This is a genomic window from Bacillus sp. FSL R5-0603, assembly GCF_038050295.1.
GTDB lineage: Bacteria > Bacillota > Bacilli > Bacillales > Bacillaceae > Bacillus > Bacillus subtilis.
This window is the reverse complement of sequence record NZ_JBBOYP010000001.1, coordinates 3,454,864-3,474,235: the sequence shown is the minus strand read 5'-3', so window position 1 is coordinate 3,474,235 and position 19,372 is coordinate 3,454,864. Positions and strand designations below refer to the sequence as shown.

Sequence of the window (19,372 nt, the reverse complement as noted above, 5' to 3'; positions counted from 1 at the left end):
TAGGAGTGGTTTGAAATGGTCACGAGAATAACAGGTCTGGCGTCAGGAATGGATATAGATGATATTGTATCAAAGCTGATGCAGACAGAAAGAGCACCGCTTAATAAGCTAACACAAAAAAAGCAGACTCTTGAATGGCAGCGTGATAGCTATCGTGAAGTAAACTCGAAAATAAAAGAATTCCAAGATTATATGTCTAATAATAAGCTGACATATCCGAGTACGTTTCAGAGTAAAACCGTAACAAGCTCAAACGAATCTGTGTTAACTGCTACAGGAACTGCAAGTGCAGCAAACTCTTCATCTACTATTGAAGTAGCAAGTTTGGCAACTGCTGCGACATATAAGGCAAACAATTATACAGGATACACACAAGGCGATTATAATTTGGCATTTAACGTTGTTGCGCCTGGTGAGACAGCCGCAAAAACAGTGAACATTAGTGTGACGAGCGCTGATACGATTGATAATGTGATTTCTAAACTTAACAGCTCAGATCTAGGAGTATCAGCTTTTAAAGATAAAATTTGGAATGGTACAGAGTATGTGGAAACCATTGCGTTTTCTTCTAAAGCAACTGGTGCAGGAGGCAGTATACAAGCAGCAGACTCTGCTACAGCAGATTTTATGTCTGGCCAGCTAGGTTTTTCTTTGGACACTGATAATAAGATTACTGCTTACAAAGAAGGAACGAATGCAAAAGTCACCATCAACGGCTTTGAAATGGAGAAGCTGTCAAACAACTTCACAGTGAATGGCGTTACTTATTCGATCAAAAATACAACTGCAGCCACAGGCCCTGTTACCACATCTGTATCTACTGATGTTGACGGGATTTACAACCAAATTAAAGAGTTTGTGAATAAATACAATGAACTGGTTGACAGCCTGAATGAAAAGTTGAAAGAAGAAAAATACAGAGACTATGCGCCGCTGACGAGTGAACAAAAAGAAGCCATGTCCGATAAAGAGATAGAACTCTGGGAAGAGAAGGCAAAAAGCGGTTTGCTGAAAAATGATACCAGCATAAGCACCGGCACGAACCAAATGCGGACTGACTTTTATACTCAAGTTAATGCGGATGGGAAAACCTATCAATTGACAGAATTCGGCATAACAACCTCAAGTGCTTACCAAATGCGGGGACATTTAGAGATTAATGAAGACAAACTGAAAGCCAAAATACAAGAAGATCCGCAAAGCGTTGCCACTTTATTTACAAGTGGGTCGAACAGCAGTGCTTATAGTGATAAAGGGATTATGAAACGTATCGGTGACACACTGAAAAGTACGGTGAAAAGCATTGAAGCAAAAGCCGGTAACTCGACAATGGGAACCAATGACTACTCAATCGGTAAAAATTTAAACACGATCAGCACTGATATCACCAAAATGCAGGACCGGTTGACCACAATAGAAAACCGCTATTATACAAAATTCAGTGCAATGGATTCTGCGATTCAAAAAATGAACGAACAATCGTCCTATTTATCACAGCTTCTAGCACAATAAATGTAATTTGGAGGATGACACATGGCGATCCAAAATCCTTATACAGCCTATCAGCAAAATTCAGTGAATACGGCTACACCCGGTGAGCTGACGCTTATGCTGTATAATGGCTGTTTGAAATTTATAAGACTTGCCGCTCAGGCCATTGAGAATGATGATATGGAACGTAAAAATGAAAATCTGATTAAAGCGCAAAATATTATTCAGGAATTAAATTTTACACTTAACCGTAACATAGAGCTTTCCGCTTCTATGGGTGCGATGTACGATTATATGTATCGCAGATTGGTACAGGCAAATATCAAAAATGATACGGGCATGCTGGCTGAGGTTGAAGGTTATGTAACAGATTTTCGCGATGCTTGGAAACAAGCCATTCAAAGTGAACGGAAGGACCGGCACGGATCAGGCGGGATCGCATGAATAATATAGATCAACTATACACTGAGACGAAGAGTATGCTGTCACACATACAAAATACGCCGGAAAGCGATGAACTTTTAAAGCAAATTGAAGACTTTGTGGCTACACGGTCTGAACTGATTCAGGAGATATCTCTGCCGCTTTCAGAAGAAGAGCGAAAGCAGATGAAACTTATCTTGACATGGGATCAGCTGATTGTGAAGGAAATGGAAAGACTGAAGCAGTCAATCGCAACAGAACTTCAGCAGATGAAAAGAAAACGTGTGATGCATACGACGTATTTAAACCCTTATAACAACATTACGATTGACGGCACATATTATGACAAGCGTAAATAGGTGAGTGCCTTGAAGAGCATTGAAGATTATACGCTTTTATCAGCTTATTATCATCTTCTTTTTACCATCGAAGAGGGGTTGTGTTATTTGATAGATGCTGAAGAGAATTTATCAAAAACAGAAGGGGATCGGATCTACCAAGATCTGATCCAAGCCTTTTTTTATTTGGATTCAACACATTCAACACTTCTCTTCATTATGGATTCGCGGTGTGCTGAAATTTGTGTTAAAGCATTTGACCAAATTTTTGCGGAGTTTGATCAATTGGTCTCTTTCTCTTTTCCCTCTCATGAGTTCTGTGAGTATTTAAAGGAACATTTTCTGATTCATTATAGAAAATGGATGCTGTCTATTCATCAATGTATGGAACCTTTTTTAATCAATTAGGCGTGTGTGAGGTATTTGTTTCGTTCAATCAGCATATACATATACCTCCGAACCGCCAATAACAGAGCAAATACAAACAAAATTCGACAAAGTTCACTGAATTTTCACAAAAGATTTATGTTTCAGCAGGAATTGTAAAGGGTAAAAGAGAAATAGATACATATCCTTAATAAAAGGGAGGCGTTCTTTGATGAACTATAACATCAGAGGAGAAAATATTGAAGTGACACCCGCGTTAAAGGATCATGTCGAGAGGAAGATCGGCAAGCTGGAGCGCTATTTTGACCATAGCGTGGATGCTGATGTGAACGTCAACTTGAAGTTTTACAATGACAAGGAGTCTAAGGTTGAGGTTACGATTCCGATGACAGATCTGGCGCTTCGGTCCGAGGTGCATAACGAGGATATGTACAACGCAATTGATCTCGCAACAAACAAACTGGAACGTCAAATCCGTAAGCATAAAACGAAAGTAAACCGTAAATTCCGTGAGCAGGGCTCTCCAAAATATTTATTGGCAAACGGTCTTGGCTCTGATACAGATATTGCGGTTCAGGATGACATAGAAGAGGAGGAGAGCTTGGACATTGTCCGTCAGAAACGCTTTAATTTAAAGCCGATGGATAGTGAAGAAGCGATCTTGCAAATGAATATGCTCGGCCATAATTTCTTTGTTTTCACAAATGCGGAAACAAACCTTACAAATGTCGTGTACCGCAGAAATGACGGGAAATATGGCTTAATTGAACCGACTGAATAATGAAGAGAAGCCTTCCGTGATGTCCGCGGAAGGTTTTTGTTTTTCTTATTTGCAAATTCTTTGGAAATACCAAAAGGTATGATATGATAATGAGAGGTATACATGGACTAGTAAATTATTTATACATGCCTCTAAAATAGGCATGTGAAGATAGAGGAGCGTTATAAATGCTTGGAATTTTAAATAAAATGTTTGATCCAACAAAACGTACGCTGAATAGATACGAAAAAATTGCTAACGATATTGATGCGATTCGCGGAGACTATGAAAATCTCTCTGACGACGCGTTGAAACATAAAACAATTGAATTTAAAGAGCGTCTTGAAAAAGGGGCGACAACGGATGATCTTCTTGTTGAAGCTTTCGCTGTTGTTCGAGAAGCTTCACGCCGCGTAACAGGCATGTTTCCGTTTAAAGTCCAGCTCATGGGGGGCGTGGCGCTTCATGACGGAAATATAGCGGAAATGAAAACAGGGGAAGGGAAAACATTAACGTCTACCCTGCCTGTTTATTTAAATGCGTTAACAGGTAAAGGCGTACACGTCGTGACTGTCAACGAATACTTGGCAAGCCGTGACGCTGAGCAAATGGGGAAAATTTTCGAGTTTCTCGGTCTGACTGTCGGTTTGAATTTAAACTCAATGTCAAAAGACGAAAAACGGGAAGCTTATGCCGCTGATATTACTTACTCTACAAACAATGAGCTTGGCTTCGACTATTTGCGTGACAATATGGTTCTATATAAAGAGCAGATGGTTCAGCGCCCGCTTCATTTTGCGGTAATTGATGAAGTTGACTCTATTTTAATTGATGAAGCGAGAACACCGCTTATCATTTCTGGACAAGCTGCCAAATCCACTAAGCTGTACGTACAGGCAAATGCTTTTGTCCGTACGTTAAAAGCGGAGAAGGATTACACGTACGATATCAAAACAAAAGCTGTACAGCTTACTGAAGAAGGAATGACGAAGGCGGAAAAAGCGTTCGGCATCGATAACCTCTTTGATGTGAAGCATGTCGCGCTCAACCACCATATCAACCAGGCCTTAAAAGCTCACGTTGCGATGCAAAAGGACGTTGACTATGTAGTGGAAGACGGACAGGTTGTTATTGTTGATTCCTTCACGGGACGTTTGATGAAAGGCCGCCGCTATAGTGAGGGGCTTCACCAAGCGATTGAAGCGAAGGAAGGGCTTGAGATTCAAAACGAAAGCATGACCTTGGCGACGATTACGTTCCAAAATTACTTCCGGATGTACGAAAAACTTGCCGGTATGACGGGTACAGCTAAGACAGAGGAAGAAGAATTCCGCAACATCTACAACATGCAGGTTGTCACGATCCCTACCAACAGGCCTGTTGTCCGTGATGACCGCCCGGATTTAATTTACCGCACGATGGAAGGAAAGTTTAAGGCAGTTGCGGAGGATGTCGCACAGCGTTACATGACGGGACAGCCTGTTCTCGTCGGTACGGTTGCCGTTGAAACATCTGAATTGATTTCTAAGCTGCTTAAAAACAAAGGAATTCCGCATCAAGTGTTAAATGCCAAAAACCATGAACGTGAAGCGCAGATCATTGAAGAGGCCGGCCAAAAAGGCGCAGTTACGATTGCGACTAACATGGCGGGGCGCGGAACGGACATTAAGCTTGGCGAAGGTGTAAAAGAGCTTGGCGGACTCGCTGTTGTCGGAACAGAACGACATGAATCACGCCGGATTGACAATCAGCTTCGAGGTCGTTCCGGACGTCAGGGAGACCCGGGGATCACTCAATTTTATCTTTCTATGGAAGATGAATTGATGCGCAGATTCGGAGCTGAGCGGACAATGGCGATGCTGGACCGCTTCGGCATGGACGACTCTACTCCAATCCAAAGCAAAATGGTATCACGCGCGGTTGAATCGTCACAAAAACGTGTCGAAGGCAATAACTTCGATTCGCGTAAACAGCTTCTGCAATATGATGATGTTCTCCGCCAGCAGCGTGAGGTCATTTATAAGCAGCGCTTTGAAGTCATTGACTCTGAAAACCTGCGTGAAATCGTTGAAAATATGATCAAGTCTTCTCTCGAACGCGCAATTGCAGCCTATACGCCAAGAGAAGAGCTTCCTGAGGAGTGGAAGCTTGACGGTCTAGTTGATCTTATCAACACAACTTATCTTGATGAAGGTGCGCTTGAGAAGAGCGATATCTTCGGCAAAGAACCGGATGAAATGCTTGAGCTCATTATGGATCGCATCATCACAAAATATAATGAGAAGGAAGAGCAATTCGGCAAAGAGCAAATGCGCGAATTCGAAAAAGTTATCGTTCTTCGTGCCGTTGATTCTAAATGGATGGATCATATTGATGCGATGGATCAGCTCCGCCAAGGGATTCACCTTCGTGCTTACGCGCAGACGAACCCGCTTCGTGAGTATCAAATGGAAGGCTTTGCGATGTTTGAGCATATGATTGAATCAATTGAGGATGAAGTCGCAAAATTTGTGATGAAAGCTGAGATTGAAAATAATCTGGAGCGTGAAGAGGTTGTACAAGGCCAAACAACAGCTCATCAGCCGCAAGAAGGCGACGATAACAAAAAAGCGAAGAAAGCACCGGTTCGCAAAGTGGTTGATATCGGCCGAAATGCCCCATGTCACTGCGGAAGCGGGAAAAAATATAAAAATTGCTGCGGCCGTACTGAATAGTTCGCCCCGGCAAGTTTACTGACCGCGGCGCCTGCAGGCGCCTGCGGATCTTTTAATGAGGTGAATGAAATGGAATTATCAGAAATCAGAGCAGAGCTCGAAAATATGGCTTCTCGTTTAGCGGACTTTAGGGGGTCTCTTTGACCTCGAATCAAAGGAGGCCCGCATTGCTGAGCTAGATGAACAAATGGCTGATCCGGAATTCTGGAATGATCAGCAAAAAGCTCAAACGGTTATAAATGAAGCAAACGGTTTAAAGGATTATGTCAATTCGTATAAAAAATTGAATGAATCCCACGAAGAATTACAAATGACTCATGATCTTTTGAAAGAAGAGCCCGACACTGATCTCCAGCTTGAGCTTGAAAAAGAACTAAAATCATTAACAAAAGAGTTCAATGAGTTTGAGCTTCAGCTTCTTCTCAGCGAACCGTATGATAAAAATAACGCGATTTTAGAACTGCACCCTGGTGCTGGCGGTACAGAGTCACAGGACTGGGGCTCTATGCTTCTTAGAATGTATACAAGATGGGGAGAGCGCCGCGGCTTTAAAGTAGAAACACTCGATTACCTTCCAGGTGACGAGGCTGGAATCAAGTCAGTGACATTGCTCATCAAAGGACATAACGCTTACGGGTATCTCAAAGCAGAAAAAGGTGTCCATCGTCTTGTGCGGATCTCACCATTTGATTCATCAGGCCGCCGCCACACATCTTTCGTTTCATGTGAAGTCATGCCTGAATTTAACGATGAAATTGATATTGATATTCGTACGGAGGATATTAAAGTTGACACGTACCGTGCAAGCGGCGCGGGCGGACAGCACGTCAATACGACGGATTCAGCCGTTCGGATTACTCACTTGCCGACGAACGTAGTTGTGACATGCCAAACGGAGCGCTCACAAATTAAAAACCGTGAAAGAGCCATGAAAATGCTGAAGGCCAAGCTGTATCAGCGCAGAATTGAAGAGCAGCAGGCAGAGCTGGATGAAATTCGCGGTGAACAAAAAGAAATCGGCTGGGGCAGCCAAATCCGTTCTTATGTATTCCATCCGTATTCCATGGTAAAAGATCATCGGACTAATACAGAAATGGGGAACGTTCAAGCTGTAATGGATGGTGACATTGATACGTTTATTGATGCCTACCTGCGTTCTAAGCTTTCATAAGCTGAAAAACACACCTGATGCATACGGGTGTGTTTTTTTATTCCTTATATCCTTGATTTCACTGCTGCTTTAGCATATTACCACTGTATTTGGGTGTTATTTACATCTAATCAGGGAAGGATTAAAATGCTATCGGAGAGCATTGGAAGAAACGGAGGATATATGATGGACGTACGGAATAAAACATTGTGGATTTTGCGGGATTATGTATACATATTGATAGGAGCAGCGATTACGGCCGTGTCCTTTAATGTATTTTTGCTTCCGAACAAGATTGCCGCCGGCGGTGTCAGCGGGATCAGTACGATTTTACAATCATATGGTTTTGAAGCAGCGTATGTACAGTGGATTATTAATATCCCTTTATTTATTGCTGGCGTCATTTTGCTCGGCGGGAAATTTGGACTAAAGACGCTTGCAGGTTCTGTGTTTTTGCCGCTAGTCGTGTTTCTGACAAGGGATATTCAGCCCGCCACTCATCATGAACTCTTGGCGGCGATTTTTGGCGGTGTCGGGATAGGTATCGGAATTGGTATTGTGTACTTAGGGAAAGGGTCGACGGGAGGAACAGCCTTGGCTGCACAGATCATTCATAAGTACTCCGGTCTGTCATTGGGGAAGTGTCTCGCCATCATTGACGGAATGATCGTTGTTACGGCTATGATCGTATTTAATATTGAGCAAGGCTTATATGCCATGCTTGGCGTCTATGTGTCCAGCAAAACCATTGATGTTGTGCAAGTCGGCTTTAATCGTTCAAAAATGGCGCTCATCATTACAAAGCAGGAGCAGGCTGTCAAGGAGGCTGTCTTACAGAAGATTGACAGAGGCGTGACAAAAATTTCTGCAGTCGGCGGATATACTGACGATGACCGTCCGATTTTAATGTGCGTGGTTGGGCAAACTGAATTCACCAAATTGAAACAAATCGTCAAACAGATTGATGAGTCAGCTTTTGTGATTGTAGCAGACGCGAGCGAGGTGCTGGGCGAGGGTTTCAAACGCGCTTAAACGAGGTTATAATATGGAAGAGATCGTAAAGGAGTTGTGCTTCTCAACATGAAATCAAAGTTATCGATACTAATGATTGGATTTGCGCTTTCTGTTCTGTTGGCTGCCTGCGGATCAAACGATGCAAAAGAAGAGAAGGCAGACACCGGCAGCAAGACGGAAGCCACTGCATCTGAAGGGGAAGAATTATATCAGCAAAGCTGCGTAGGCTGCCACGGCAAGGATTTAGAAGGTGTGTCAGGGCCTAATCTCCAAGAGGTCGGAGGCAAATACGATGAACACAAAATTGAAAGCATTATTAAAAACGGCCGCGGCAATATGCCAAAGGGGCTTGTAGAGGATAACGAAGCCGCTGTTATTGCCAAATGGCTGTCAGAAAAAAAGTAAGATAAAAACATCCTTGCCGAGTGCCGGCAAGGATGTTTTTATGCCTTGACAATATGAATGAAAAGAAACTGTAATAGTATTATGTCTAAATTTGACGTATAATGAAGTGTATTGAAAAAGGGAACTTTCAGATTTTTCATCTTTTTACAAATGAATGGGTCATAAATTGTCGAATGCATTCGAAGAGTATGACCGTGTGATAGATAAAATGATATAAAAGATTAGGTGATTTCATGATAGAGATGAAGGAAGTATATAAAGCCTATCCGAACGGCGTAAAAGCGCTCAATGGGATTTCTGTTACCATTCATCCCGGCGAGTTTGTGTATGTTGTTGGTCCGAGCGGAGCAGGTAAATCTACTTTTATTAAAATGATTTACAGAGAAGAAAAACCGACAAAAGGACAAATTTTAATCAATCATAAAGATCTCGCGACAATTAAAGAAAAAGAGATTCCTTTCGTGCGCCGAAAAATAGGCGTTGTCTTTCAGGATTTCAAGCTTCTTCCGAAACTTACTGTTTTTGAAAATGTGGCATTTGCCCTTGAAGTGATTGGAGAACAGCCGTCTGTCATTAAGAAACGGGTGCTTGAAGTGCTTGATCTCGTGCAGCTGAAGCATAAAGCGCGACAATTTCCTGACCAGCTTTCAGGCGGGGAGCAGCAGCGTGTATCTATTGCAAGATCAATTGTGAACAACCCTGATGTTGTCATTGCTGATGAACCGACAGGAAACCTTGATCCGGATACGTCTTGGGAAGTCATGAAGACGCTGGAGGAAATTAACAACCGCGGGACAACAGTCGTGATGGCGACACATAATAAAGAAATCGTAAACACCATGAAGAAACGTGTCATTGCAATCGAAGATGGTATCATTGTGCGTGATGAGTCAAGAGGGGAGTATGGTTCATATGATTAAAATTCTCGGGCGCCACTTGCGTGAGAGTTTTAAATCTCTCGGGAGAAACACATGGATGACATTTGCATCCATTAGTGCTGTAACCGTTACGCTGATTTTAGTCGGCGTGTTTTTAGTGATTATGCTGAATTTGAATAACATGGCCACGAATGCAGAAAAACAAGTTGAAATCAAAGTGCTGATTGATCTGACTGCAGATCAGAAGGCACAGGACAAGCTTCAGAACGATATTAAGGAACTGAAGGGCATACAGAGTGTCACTTTTTCATCTAAAGAAAAAGAGCTTGACCAGCTGGTTGACAGTTTTGGTGACAGCGGAAAATCCCTGACAATGAAGGATCAGGAAAACCCGCTTAATGATGCGTTTGTCGTCAAAACGACAGATCCGCATGATACACCGAACGTGGCGAAAAAGATTGAAAAAATGGATCATGTTTATAAAGTCACTTATGGAAAAGAAGAGGTCAGCCGTTTGTTTAAAGTGGTCGGCGTTTCCCGCAACATTGGAATCGCGTTAATTATCGGCCTGGTATTTACGGCGATGTTCTTAATTTCCAACACCATTAAAATTACAATTTTCGCAAGAAGAAAAGAAATTGAAATCATGAAGCTTGTCGGCGCGACAAACTGGTTTATCCGCTGGCCGTTTTTCCTTGAAGGATTGCTGCTAGGCGTATTTGGTTCTGTGATTCCGATTGCACTGGTGCTGAGCACTTACCAATACGTCATCGGATGGGTCGTTCCAAAGGTTCAAGGATCATTTGTCTCTCTTCTTCCTTATAATCCATTTGTATTCCAAGTTTCGCTAGTGCTGATTGCAATCGGCGCAGTAATTGGAGTATGGGGAAGTCTGACTTCCATCCGCAAGTTTCTGCGAGTATAAAGTGAAAAAGCCGTTCCGCTTTCGGGACGGCTTTTCATTTGCCTTCTTTTTCTTCTATGATTACATGAAATCTCCATCCTTTACATATACTATCTCTAGGTTTTGGTAAAGACAGTCTGGCATACAGGAGGAGTAAAGGATGAATCAAAAAATAATGGCTGTGATAGCAGCAGGGAGCATGCTGTTCGGAGGCGCCGGTGTATATGCGGGAATCAACCTGCTTGAGATGGATAAGCCCCAGACTGCAGCAGTTCCCGCGACGGCCCAAGCTGACTCTGAACGGGATAAAGCTATGGACAAAATCGAAAAAGCGTATGAGTTAATTTCGAATGAGTACGTAGAAAAAGTAGATAGAGAAAAGCTGCTCGAGGGAGCCATCCAGGGAATGCTGTCTACGCTAAATGATCCTTATTCTGTTTACATGGACAAGCAGACAGCTAAGCAATTTTCTGATTCTCTTGATTCCTCATTTGAAGGCATCGGGGCTGAGGTTGGCATGGAAGACGGCAAAATTATTATTGTTTCCCCATTCAAGAAATCGCCAGCGGAAAAAGCCGGGTTGAAGCCTAATGATGAAATTATCAGCATCAATGGAGAATCGATGGCCGGCAAGGATTTAAACCACGCTGTGTTAAAAATAAGAGGAAAAAAAGGGTCCAGCGTTTCAATGAAGATTCAGCGGCCTGGAACGAAGAAGCAGCTGTCATTCCGGATCAAGAGAGCTGAGATTCCGCTCGAAACGGTTTTTGCATCAGAGAAAAAAGTACAGGGGCATTCTGTCGGATATATTGCCATCTCTACTTTTTCTGAGCACACCGCAGAGGATTTTGCAAAAGCGCTGAGGGAGCTTGAGAAAAAAGAAATAGAAGGACTTGTCATTGATGTACGCGGCAACCCGGGCGGATATCTTCAAAGTGTGGAAGAAATTCTTAAGCATTTCGTTACAAAGGATCAGCCGTATATTCAGATTGCTGAACGCAATGGGGATAAAAAACGTTATTTTTCAACATTGACCCATAAAAAAGCGTACCCTGTCAATGTGATTACGGATAAAGGAAGTGCCTCTGCATCAGAAATTCTTGCCGGCGCATTAAAGGAAGCTGGCCATTATGATGTTGTAGGCGATACGTCTTTTGGAAAGGGAACGGTTCAACAGGCTGTGCCAATGGGGGACGGCAGCAACATCAAATTAACGCTTTACAAGTGGCTGACGCCAAATGGAAACTGGATTCATAAGAAAGGAATTGAACCGACCATTGCGATTAAGCAGCCTGATTATTTTTCCGCCGGGCCCTTACAGCTGAAAGAGCCGCTTAAAGTGGACATGAACAATGAAGACGTCAAGCATGCGCAGGTATTGTTAAAAGGTCTCAGCTTTGATCCGGGACGTGAGGATGGCTATTTCAGCAAAGACATGAAAAAAGCGGTTATGGCTTTTCAGGATCAAAACAAGCTGAATAAAACCGGTGTGATCGACACTCGCACTGCAGAGACATTAAATCAGCAGATAGAAAAGAAAAAATCAGATGAAAAAAATGATTTGCAGCTTCAAACAGCATTGAAATCATTATTTGTCAATTAAAGGAGATGGTATCCCATCTCCTGTTTCTTTGTACTTAAAGAGATTATGGATCATAAGTCACATAAAAAACGAGTTTTTGACAAGAAATTAAAAAAATTTTCACAAATAAACATTTATAAAGGACTGTTATTACCCGATATCAATATATGAGAGAGACTTTCTAACGAGTTAATATGCATTTAAAATGAAACTTTTGCAAGTTGCCTAGTCTTTGTTTACTTCATACAATATAAGAAGGTTCTAAAAAGAACAGTAATCAGGTTAATGGCAGCTGAACGACAGGTATTTAAAGAGTAACGTTAGCGAGAATGCTTGTTAGCACTCCAGTACTGCTGCTTATACTGGCCCGTGCTTATCTGTATAAAGAAAATGGGGGTTCACAATTGAAGAGGGCAAGTATTGTGCGTGAAAAAAAATATTATGAATTAGTGGAACAATTAAAAGACAGAACACAAGACGTAACATTTTCAGCTACAAAAGCACTAAGTCTTCTTATGCTGTTCAGCAGATATTTGGTCAATTACACCAATGTCGAATCAGTAAATGACATTAATGAGGAATGCGCCAAACATTATTTTAACTACTTAATGAAAAACCATAAGCGATTAGGAATTAATCTGACAGATATAAAAAGGTCGATGCATCTAATCAGCGGGTTATTGGATGTGGATGTAAACCACTATTTAAAGGATTTTTCACTATCGAATGTCACGCTGTGGATGACGCAAGAGAGATAAACTCTCCTGAGGATATCCAAGCCATTTAATATTTGATAGAATATGAGTAACATGTTTGGCTTGAGGCGGTGAGAGATAGTGTCTGTTCAATGGGGAATTGAACTGTTAAAAAGCGCGGGCTTGTTCTTCTTACACCCGCTTTTCTGGTTTTTTATCATCATAACCCTGGCTTTCGGCTATGTAAGAATCAAACGGGAACGAAAAACCTTTCATACAAGAATAGCAGATATTTATGATGATCTGAAATTTACATATACAAAGGGACTGATTCCAGGTCTTCTTTTGTCAGTTATTTTAGGTGGACTCGGAATATCGATTCCTCTCGGTTTACTTGCGATTATTGCCGTTATCACTGCAGCGGCAGCGTTCACTCTTCGCGCAAACTGGATGTCTGCTGCATATATCGTCAGTGTGAGTATGCTGATAGGTTTTGGACTGCAAATATATCAGGCGGAGCCCTTTCTGGAGAGATTTCCGCAAGGATTTGCAGTTGTTTGGCCGGCTGTGGCTGTGTTTCTAGGTTTGCTGATTATCACTGAAGGAGCGGTTGCTTATCGTTCTGCGCATGTGAGAACATCACCGGCACTTGTCGTAAGCAGCCGCGGTTTGCCGATCGGACAGCAGCTGGCAAACCGGGTTTGGCTTTTGCCGCTGTTCCTTCTCGTGCCCGGTAATGGTTTAGAATCGCACCTTAGCTGGTGGCCCGTGTTTACTGTTCCCGGCGGCTCATTCCATTTTCTATGGATTCCTTACTTTGTCGGATTTGGACAAAGGGTACAGGGATCGCTGCCTGAAACGAGTATAAGGATCACAGCGAAACGCGTTTGTATTCTCGGTCTTGCCGTCGCAGTTCTCGGTGCAGCGAGCCTACTGTGGACGCCGCTTGCGGGTGCAGCGGTCTGTACTGCTTTGTTAGGGCGTATTTTTCTGTCCATAAAGCAAAGAGTGAATGATAACGCGGCTCCGTTTTATTTCTCGAAAAGGGATCAGGGCTTAATGGTGCTTGGGATTATCCCCAATACGCCGGCTGAGGATCTGGAATTGAAAATCGGGGAAATCATTACGAAAGTCAATGGCATACCGGTTAAGAACGTTTCTGATTTCTATGAAGCGCTCCAGCATAACCGTGCATATGTGAAGCTTGAAATTATCGGTTTGAATGGAGAAATTCGTTTTGACCAGCGAGCTTCTTATGAAGGAGAACATCATGAATTGGGCATCCTCTTCGTAAAGGATGACCGTGAAGACGAAGCAGCCGCTTCTGGATCATAAAAGGCAGCCCGGCACCGCAGGAAGATGCGATGCCGGGCTGTTTTGTGTTACGCTGAGCTTTTTTCTATCCGTGCCGTTTCATCAGATTTGATGCCCAATGAAACAAAAACGCCGATGATGGATACAGCAAAGAGAATCATAAATAGGGTGTGATATCCCGAAATCAGGCCAATTAAGGCTGATGAAATGATGCTTCCGAAATAACGGAAGGTCGAGAAAATCCCAGATGCCACTCCTGACATACCGGGGTCTACTGTGGCAAGGGATGAAACCTGCATGCTGGTCAGACCGACTCCGGAAGCGAGCCCGCCAAGGATAAGAGAGAGCATGAGGAACAAGACAGAATGCGAGTTGCTTAACAGCAAAAATAATAGATTCGCACCAGCCATCATGGCAAATGAAAGAAAAATGATTTTTTTGGCTCCCCATTTGTGATGGAGCTGCGCGCCCACCCAGTTGCTGGCTGACATGAAGATCGAAAATACAGAAAGCGCCATCCCGCTGTTAGACGTATTAAGCCCAAATTGGTTCGTCATAAATAACGGCATAATCAATAAGACGGCATACATCATCAAATTGCTTAACAAGACTGATAGATTCGCATTTGTAAAGGTTGAGCTTTTAAACAGTGCAAAGTCAATGATGGGGTGCTGGGTACGTTTTTCTCTTCTGAAAAAAAGCGGAACAAAAAGAAGTATCAATACACTGTATACCGCATATCCCCATGGAGCCTCATTTTTCGTCAGCAGGATAATTGAAACGATGCTGCCTGCAAGCAAGAGAGAGCCGATGATATCCAGCGGCGCGTCAGATTTATTTTCTTTATATTGAGGAAACATCGTTAATGCCGTAAATAAAGCAATGGCGAGGAACGGGATGTTGACCCAAAAAATCGAATGCCAGCTGAAGCTGTCAATCAGTATAGAGCCGATAAAAGGCCCGAGTGCTGCACCAAGTCCCGCGCCCAGTCCGAAAAATCCAAACACTTTCGGCAGGCGTTTTTCAGAAACAACATGCCGGATAATGGCAATGCTGTTTGGCGTAAGCAATGCCCCGCCGACAGCCTGCAATGCCCGAAAGACAATTAACAGGAGCAGACTCGGTGAAAGGGCGCAGCCTAGAGATGCGATTAGAAAAAGGCCGACTCCCCATAAGTACATTGTTTTATTGCCGTACATGTCACCGAGCTTTCCTGCAATCGGCTGTGTGACTGCCATCACGATTAAATAAACGGTAACCACCCAAGTGATGCTTGCGATGGACTCGTTATACGTATGGGAAATTGATGAGAGCGCGACCGCGATCATCGTTGAATTAATGGGAGCCAGAATGGCCCCCAATAATAGCGAGACGATCAGCGCCCATTCTTTTCTTGAGCTCATTGGGATCCTCCTTTTTATTATGCCAAGGAGTTAATCAGCAGAAATTCCTTTGACAAATAGAGCTGTGCTGTGCTCCAGCATTTTTTCCTGGGGCATTGATATGACCCGGTCTCCTAAGTGGAGACGGTGAATGAAATAACCGAAGATAATCGACATGAATACGTCGGAATTCTCCGCTTCATTTCCTGTCTGAATAACCCCTTTCTCACCCATTGTTTTGAGATAATCAACCAATAGCTGTTTCATAGATTGGGGATATTCAGTGACGTGGTTAATGACATCCTGAAACAAGGCCGGTTCACGAAAGCTGATTTTAATGATATCTTTTCTATGTTCGAGCTCCTCCAAGAGACAGGTTCCGATATGAAGCAGGTCTTTGTACAAATCCCCTTCTGTTTGTTCCCAAATGCTGCCTCTGTTTGAAGAATGCTGAGAAAGCAAAGCCTCAACTAGTCCTTGTTTGTTTTTAAAGTTCCTGAAAATCGTCGCTTCACTTACATTTGCTTTTTCTGCAATTTCTTTTGTAGTTGTTGCGCGATATCCTTTTTTGACGAGCAGCTGCATGGCAGCGTCAAGGATTCTCTTGTTTGTCGGTCTCAATACGTTTCACCTCACGAATATACTGGCAGGACAAGTATACACCCGCCCCGCTTGTATAAGAAAGAGGGGGACGCATCAGGACCGGTTGACAACTGTGATTTTGCCGCTGCTTCCGTCAACAGTGATGATGTCACCGTCTCGCAGTCTTTCGGTTGCCGTGCGTGTGCCGAGAACGGCTGGAATGCCGTATTCACGAGCAATAATCGCAGCGTGAGACAAAATGCCGCCTGTGTCTGTAATAATCGCTTTGGCGTCTTGAAACAGGCTGGTCCATAGCGGTGTGGTCATCTTGCAAACGAGTACGTCCCCAGGCGCGAATTGAGAAAATTCATTGGCGTCCCGAATGATTTTCACCGGACCTGTCGCAATGCCGCTTGATGCCGCAATGCCAAAAATATGATTCTCTGTGTTTTTTTCATCCTCTATCACAGCGCCGACAATTTCTTCAGCTGCTTTGAGCTGTTCTTTTGTCGGGGTGCCGAGGTAGGCAGGGGCTTGGGCCAGCTCATACTCATGAAAAATCCGTCTGCGTTTTTCAGCCTTTTCTTGCAGGGATACAGGGTGAAGAAGCGCTTGTTCCACTTCGTCGTCATATAAGAACCAAAGGTCCTCACGATCTTGAATGACACCGTTTTCCGCCAGCAATTCACCTATCTTCAGCAGAAAGATTCTCGCCTTGGCATCCAGCATGGCGTCAATATAAAAGTGGTGATCATCTTTTATATTTGCAGAGTTCAGTGTCCATTGATAATAGCGGTCAAATTCGGTGCGCAAACCGGGATCTTCTATGTTTTCCAAGAATTCATTGTATAATTTCTCTCGTTTTTCTTTCGTTTTCTGAAATTCATTGTCAAAATGATAGCCATTACGGACATAATTTTGAATATTAGCCAGAGCGAAATACGGATTTTCCACCCAGATTTGTTCAATCAGATCATGACTTTTAACAGATCTCCATCCGTATTCTTGCAAGAATTCATGGACGTTCTTCAGGAAGTGTCTCCCCTCATCTGTTTGTTCTAATTTCTCCTGAAGCTGTTCAGGCTTGTTGTTTTCAAAAATGGTCAGAAGGTTCGGGTTCTCCTGAACTTCCACAGAAAATAGCCATAAGCAACGGTCCGTTTCCAGTGATTTGTTCATTTTTCCTGTCAGCATCTCGTAAAAATGAGCGTTTTCGGACTCTCCTTGAATGTCCTGATACATCGCTTGCAGTTTGTTTGTTAAAAGGATTTGCGGGAAAACGATATTGAAGTGCTCTTCATAAGCCGTGAGATAAAAGGCCTTTAGTTTTTGAAAAGCATCCAGTGCGCTTTCTGCGGTATGCTCAGTTTGTGCGAGCTGGTCCAGTGTCCGGTAAAAAGGGAGGTATGTGTGATTGATGATGTCATACATATGCTCCGATAAAATCGGGAAAAGCTCTTTGCCACAGTCTTCAGAAGGAGACTGCTGTCCGCCTTGGTTTTTGGAATAAATATGTCCGCGATAAAGTTTTACTTCATCAACAACTACACCAATCGGAAACTTTTGCATGCTCTTCTTCAAGCCATATTCCAACGCCGGCACGATGAAGGATGAAAATAACGGACTCACCGGACCTTCAATATTAGACTCCATGTTAAGCCAGAAATCATTCATATCAGTGTCGGTAATCATGAAGCTGCGTTTTTCTTCTGCCGCTTTTTTGTCCTGATCAATGGTTGTAATCGGGCGAGCTTGCAGAAGGTATATTTGATGATCAGCAATTCCAAATTCTATATCGACAGGATATCCGTACAGGTCTTCGGTTTTTTTTGTGATTTCAGCCAATTCAATCACTTGTTCATCTGTAAGGCAAAAACGGCTGTGCATGTCTTCACTTGTTTCTTTTTCAGCAATTCCTTCTGCCGCAGACTCCATGTAGATTTCCTTTGCACCTATTTCTTTCTGAATCTCAAACGAAGATTTATTAACAATGAACGTGTCTGGGGTAACACTTCCTGAAACAACAGCTTCACCCAACCCGTAGCTGGCGCTGATTAAAAGCTCTCTATCATCATGGGTAACAGGGTTGCGGCTGAAGATAACACCTGACATTTCTGAATCGATCAGCCCCTGAACGACTATTCCCATTAACGGCTCTGCGATTTGATTGTTCATTTTTTTCTTATAGCTGCTGACCCGCCCAGAAAAAAATGAGGCCCAGCATTCTTTCACTTTAGCCAGAAACTCTTCCTCTGTTTTGATATTTAAGTAGGTTTCATATTGACCCGCGAATGAGGCGCCTTCTAAATCTTCCGAGGCAGACGAAGAACGCACGGCTACGGATCGATATGATTCTCTAAGCTTATAAAAGGAACTAGTCAGCTCATTTTTCAGCTCAACCGAAAATGTTCCGGAAATGATCCCGCTTTCGACGTTTTCACTAGTCTCTTGAAGTTGGTTGTCCTCCATAAAACGTGCGAGCGCATTCGTTTGAATAATAAACCCGTCCGGAACAGGAAGACCGTGTTTGGTCAATTTAATCAAATTCATTCCTTTTGCTCCAGCCAGCTGGCTGGACTCTTCTGCCTGGCGAAATAAAACAGAATACATATTTGAAACCCCTCTTTTCTTCATTCATTTTGTTTTTCTCTCTAGTCTTTTTATTGCGGAGCCTGTGTTTAAAAAATGATAGTGAACACTATCATTCAATTGTAGGTTTTCAGGAAAATGCTGTCAAACGCAGAAAGTCCTAAATAAAATGAATAGTTAAGTTGGTTATATTATCCTGAAAAATGCGGCCGTACTGGTACTGTATGCCTATTTTCTTTTATTCTCGGAATCTGGCGGCGGACTTGATGATGTAATAAAAAAAGTGCCGCTGATTAGAACAGCGGCACCATGGAATAAGTTTTGGCCGGCACCAAAATGCAAATATGGTGATTGATTTTGGCTGAAAAGGGGTATGGTGTAGGAGAGGGAGTGAATGCACGATTGTCCGATTCTTCATTTTTTACTATAATCAGATCAGATGAAGAATCCCTGAGGAGGGTTTTTGTTGATTACAAAAGCCGTTTTTGCAATGTTTTTCCCTTTTATGCTTGTTGTTCTATTTACTAGAGTCACCTTTAATCATTATGTGGCGATCGCTTTAACAGCTGCATTGCTGTTTGCCTCTTATTTAAAAGGCTATACAGAAACGTATTTTATTGTAGGATTGGATGTTGTGTCTCTTGTGGCTGGCGGACTGTACATGGCCAAAAAAGCTGCAGAGAAAAAAGAAGAATAAATCGGACATAATGAATATAAAGACTGAATACCTGCTTTTACGATTTAAAAGCAGGTTTTTTATACAC

Annotated in this window: 18 protein-coding genes; 15 read left to right on the top strand and 3 right to left on the bottom strand. The window is 42.8% G+C overall.

Going from position 1 to position 19,372, the window contains the following annotated elements; translation table 11 throughout:
* Positions 1–15 precede the first annotated feature (15 nt).
* The 14 genes from NYE56_RS17905 to minJ all read left to right on the top strand — a co-directional run bounded on the left by NYE56_RS17905 (position 16) and on the right by minJ (position 14,076).
* Positions 16–1,512, top strand: a complete 1,497-nt coding sequence (locus tag NYE56_RS17905; protein WP_268554950.1) for a flagellar hook-associated protein 2 — start codon at positions 16–18, stop codon at positions 1,510–1,512.
* Between the two features lie 21 nt (positions 1,513–1,533).
* Positions 1,534–1,935, top strand: coding sequence for a flagellar export chaperone FliS (fliS, locus tag NYE56_RS17900; RefSeq protein WP_003243747.1), 402 nt, complete (start codon positions 1,534–1,536; stop codon positions 1,933–1,935).
* Complete coding sequence (gene fliT / locus NYE56_RS17895; protein WP_003242603.1) at positions 1,932–2,273, top strand: flagella biosynthesis regulatory protein FliT; 342 nt, start codon at positions 1,932–1,934, stop codon at positions 2,271–2,273. The genes fliS and fliT overlap by 4 nt, the downstream gene beginning before the upstream one ends.
* Before the next feature lie 9 nt (positions 2,274–2,282).
* On the top strand, positions 2,283–2,660 hold the full coding sequence (locus NYE56_RS17890) for a hypothetical protein (RefSeq protein ID WP_341284205.1): 378 nt from the start codon (positions 2,283–2,285) through the stop codon (positions 2,658–2,660).
* A 190-nt stretch (positions 2,661–2,850) separates the two neighbouring features.
* Positions 2,851–3,420 (top strand): ribosome hibernation promotion factor, encoded by a 570-nt coding sequence (hpf, locus tag NYE56_RS17885; RefSeq protein ID WP_003228031.1) that lies wholly within the window; start codon positions 2,851–2,853, stop codon positions 3,418–3,420.
* Positions 3,421–3,587: 167 nt separating this feature from the next.
* Positions 3,588–6,113: a preprotein translocase subunit SecA gene (gene secA, locus NYE56_RS17880; protein WP_003228033.1), complete on the top strand. Its 2,526-nt coding sequence runs from the start codon at positions 3,588–3,590 to the stop codon at positions 6,111–6,113.
* Between the two features lie 69 nt (positions 6,114–6,182).
* Positions 6,183–7,284, top strand: a protein-coding gene (gene prfB / locus NYE56_RS17875; protein WP_010886623.1) for a peptide chain release factor 2 whose coding sequence is annotated in 2 segments (ribosomal slippage) — positions 6,183–6,254 and positions 6,256–7,284 — 1,101 coding nt in all. Because the reading frame shifts where the segments join, the coding sequence is not laid out codon by codon here.
* A gap of 165 nt (positions 7,285–7,449) precedes the next feature.
* Complete coding sequence (locus NYE56_RS17870) at positions 7,450–8,295, top strand: YitT family protein (protein WP_003242677.1); 846 nt, start codon at positions 7,450–7,452, stop codon at positions 8,293–8,295.
* A gap of 48 nt (positions 8,296–8,343) precedes the next feature.
* Entirely contained in the window at positions 8,344–8,682 is a 339-nt protein-coding gene (gene cccB / locus NYE56_RS17865; protein ID WP_021480707.1) for a cytochrome c551, read from the top strand.
* A gap of 233 nt (positions 8,683–8,915) precedes the next feature.
* Complete coding sequence (gene ftsE, locus NYE56_RS17860; RefSeq protein WP_003228039.1) at positions 8,916–9,602, top strand: cell division ATP-binding protein FtsE; 687 nt, start codon at positions 8,916–8,918, stop codon at positions 9,600–9,602.
* Positions 9,595–10,485 (top strand): permease-like cell division protein FtsX, encoded by an 891-nt coding sequence (ftsX, locus tag NYE56_RS17855; RefSeq protein ID WP_009968247.1) that lies wholly within the window; start codon positions 9,595–9,597, stop codon positions 10,483–10,485. The genes ftsE and ftsX overlap by 8 nt, the downstream gene beginning before the upstream one ends.
* Before the next feature lie 139 nt (positions 10,486–10,624).
* Positions 10,625–12,067 (top strand): carboxy-terminal processing protease CtpB, encoded by a 1,443-nt coding sequence (ctpB, locus tag NYE56_RS17850; RefSeq protein WP_003228041.1) that lies wholly within the window; start codon positions 10,625–10,627, stop codon positions 12,065–12,067.
* A gap of 383 nt (positions 12,068–12,450) precedes the next feature.
* Positions 12,451–12,804: a swarming motility protein SwrAA gene (gene swrA, locus NYE56_RS17845; protein ID WP_015251121.1), complete on the top strand. Its 354-nt coding sequence runs from the start codon at positions 12,451–12,453 to the stop codon at positions 12,802–12,804.
* A gap of 78 nt (positions 12,805–12,882) precedes the next feature.
* Positions 12,883–14,076, top strand: coding sequence for a cell division topological determinant MinJ (gene minJ / locus NYE56_RS17840; protein ID WP_003228042.1), 1,194 nt, complete (start codon positions 12,883–12,885; stop codon positions 14,074–14,076).
* 47 nt (positions 14,077–14,123) lie between these two features.
* On the opposite strand, the gene NYE56_RS17835 is transcribed toward minJ, so the two are convergent.
* The 3 genes from NYE56_RS17835 to NYE56_RS17825 form a co-directional block, all read right to left on the bottom strand.
* Entirely contained in the window at positions 14,124–15,458 is a 1,335-nt protein-coding gene (locus tag NYE56_RS17835; RefSeq protein ID WP_341284204.1) for an MFS transporter, read from the bottom strand.
* A gap of 30 nt (positions 15,459–15,488) precedes the next feature.
* On the bottom strand, positions 15,489–16,058 hold the full coding sequence (locus tag NYE56_RS17830; protein ID WP_341284203.1) for a TetR/AcrR family transcriptional regulator: 570 nt from the start codon (positions 16,056–16,058) through the stop codon (positions 15,489–15,491).
* Between the two features lie 75 nt (positions 16,059–16,133).
* Entirely contained in the window at positions 16,134–18,629 is a 2,496-nt protein-coding gene (locus tag NYE56_RS17825; protein WP_341284202.1) for a PEP/pyruvate-binding domain-containing protein, read from the bottom strand.
* Positions 18,630–19,074: 445 nt separating this feature from the next.
* Here NYE56_RS17825 and NYE56_RS17820 point away from each other — a divergent pair, with 445 nt between their 5' ends.
* Positions 19,075–19,305, top strand: a complete 231-nt coding sequence (locus tag NYE56_RS17820; RefSeq protein WP_019715860.1) for a DUF2198 family protein — start codon at positions 19,075–19,077, stop codon at positions 19,303–19,305.
* The last annotated feature ends 67 nt before the right edge of the window (positions 19,306–19,372 follow it).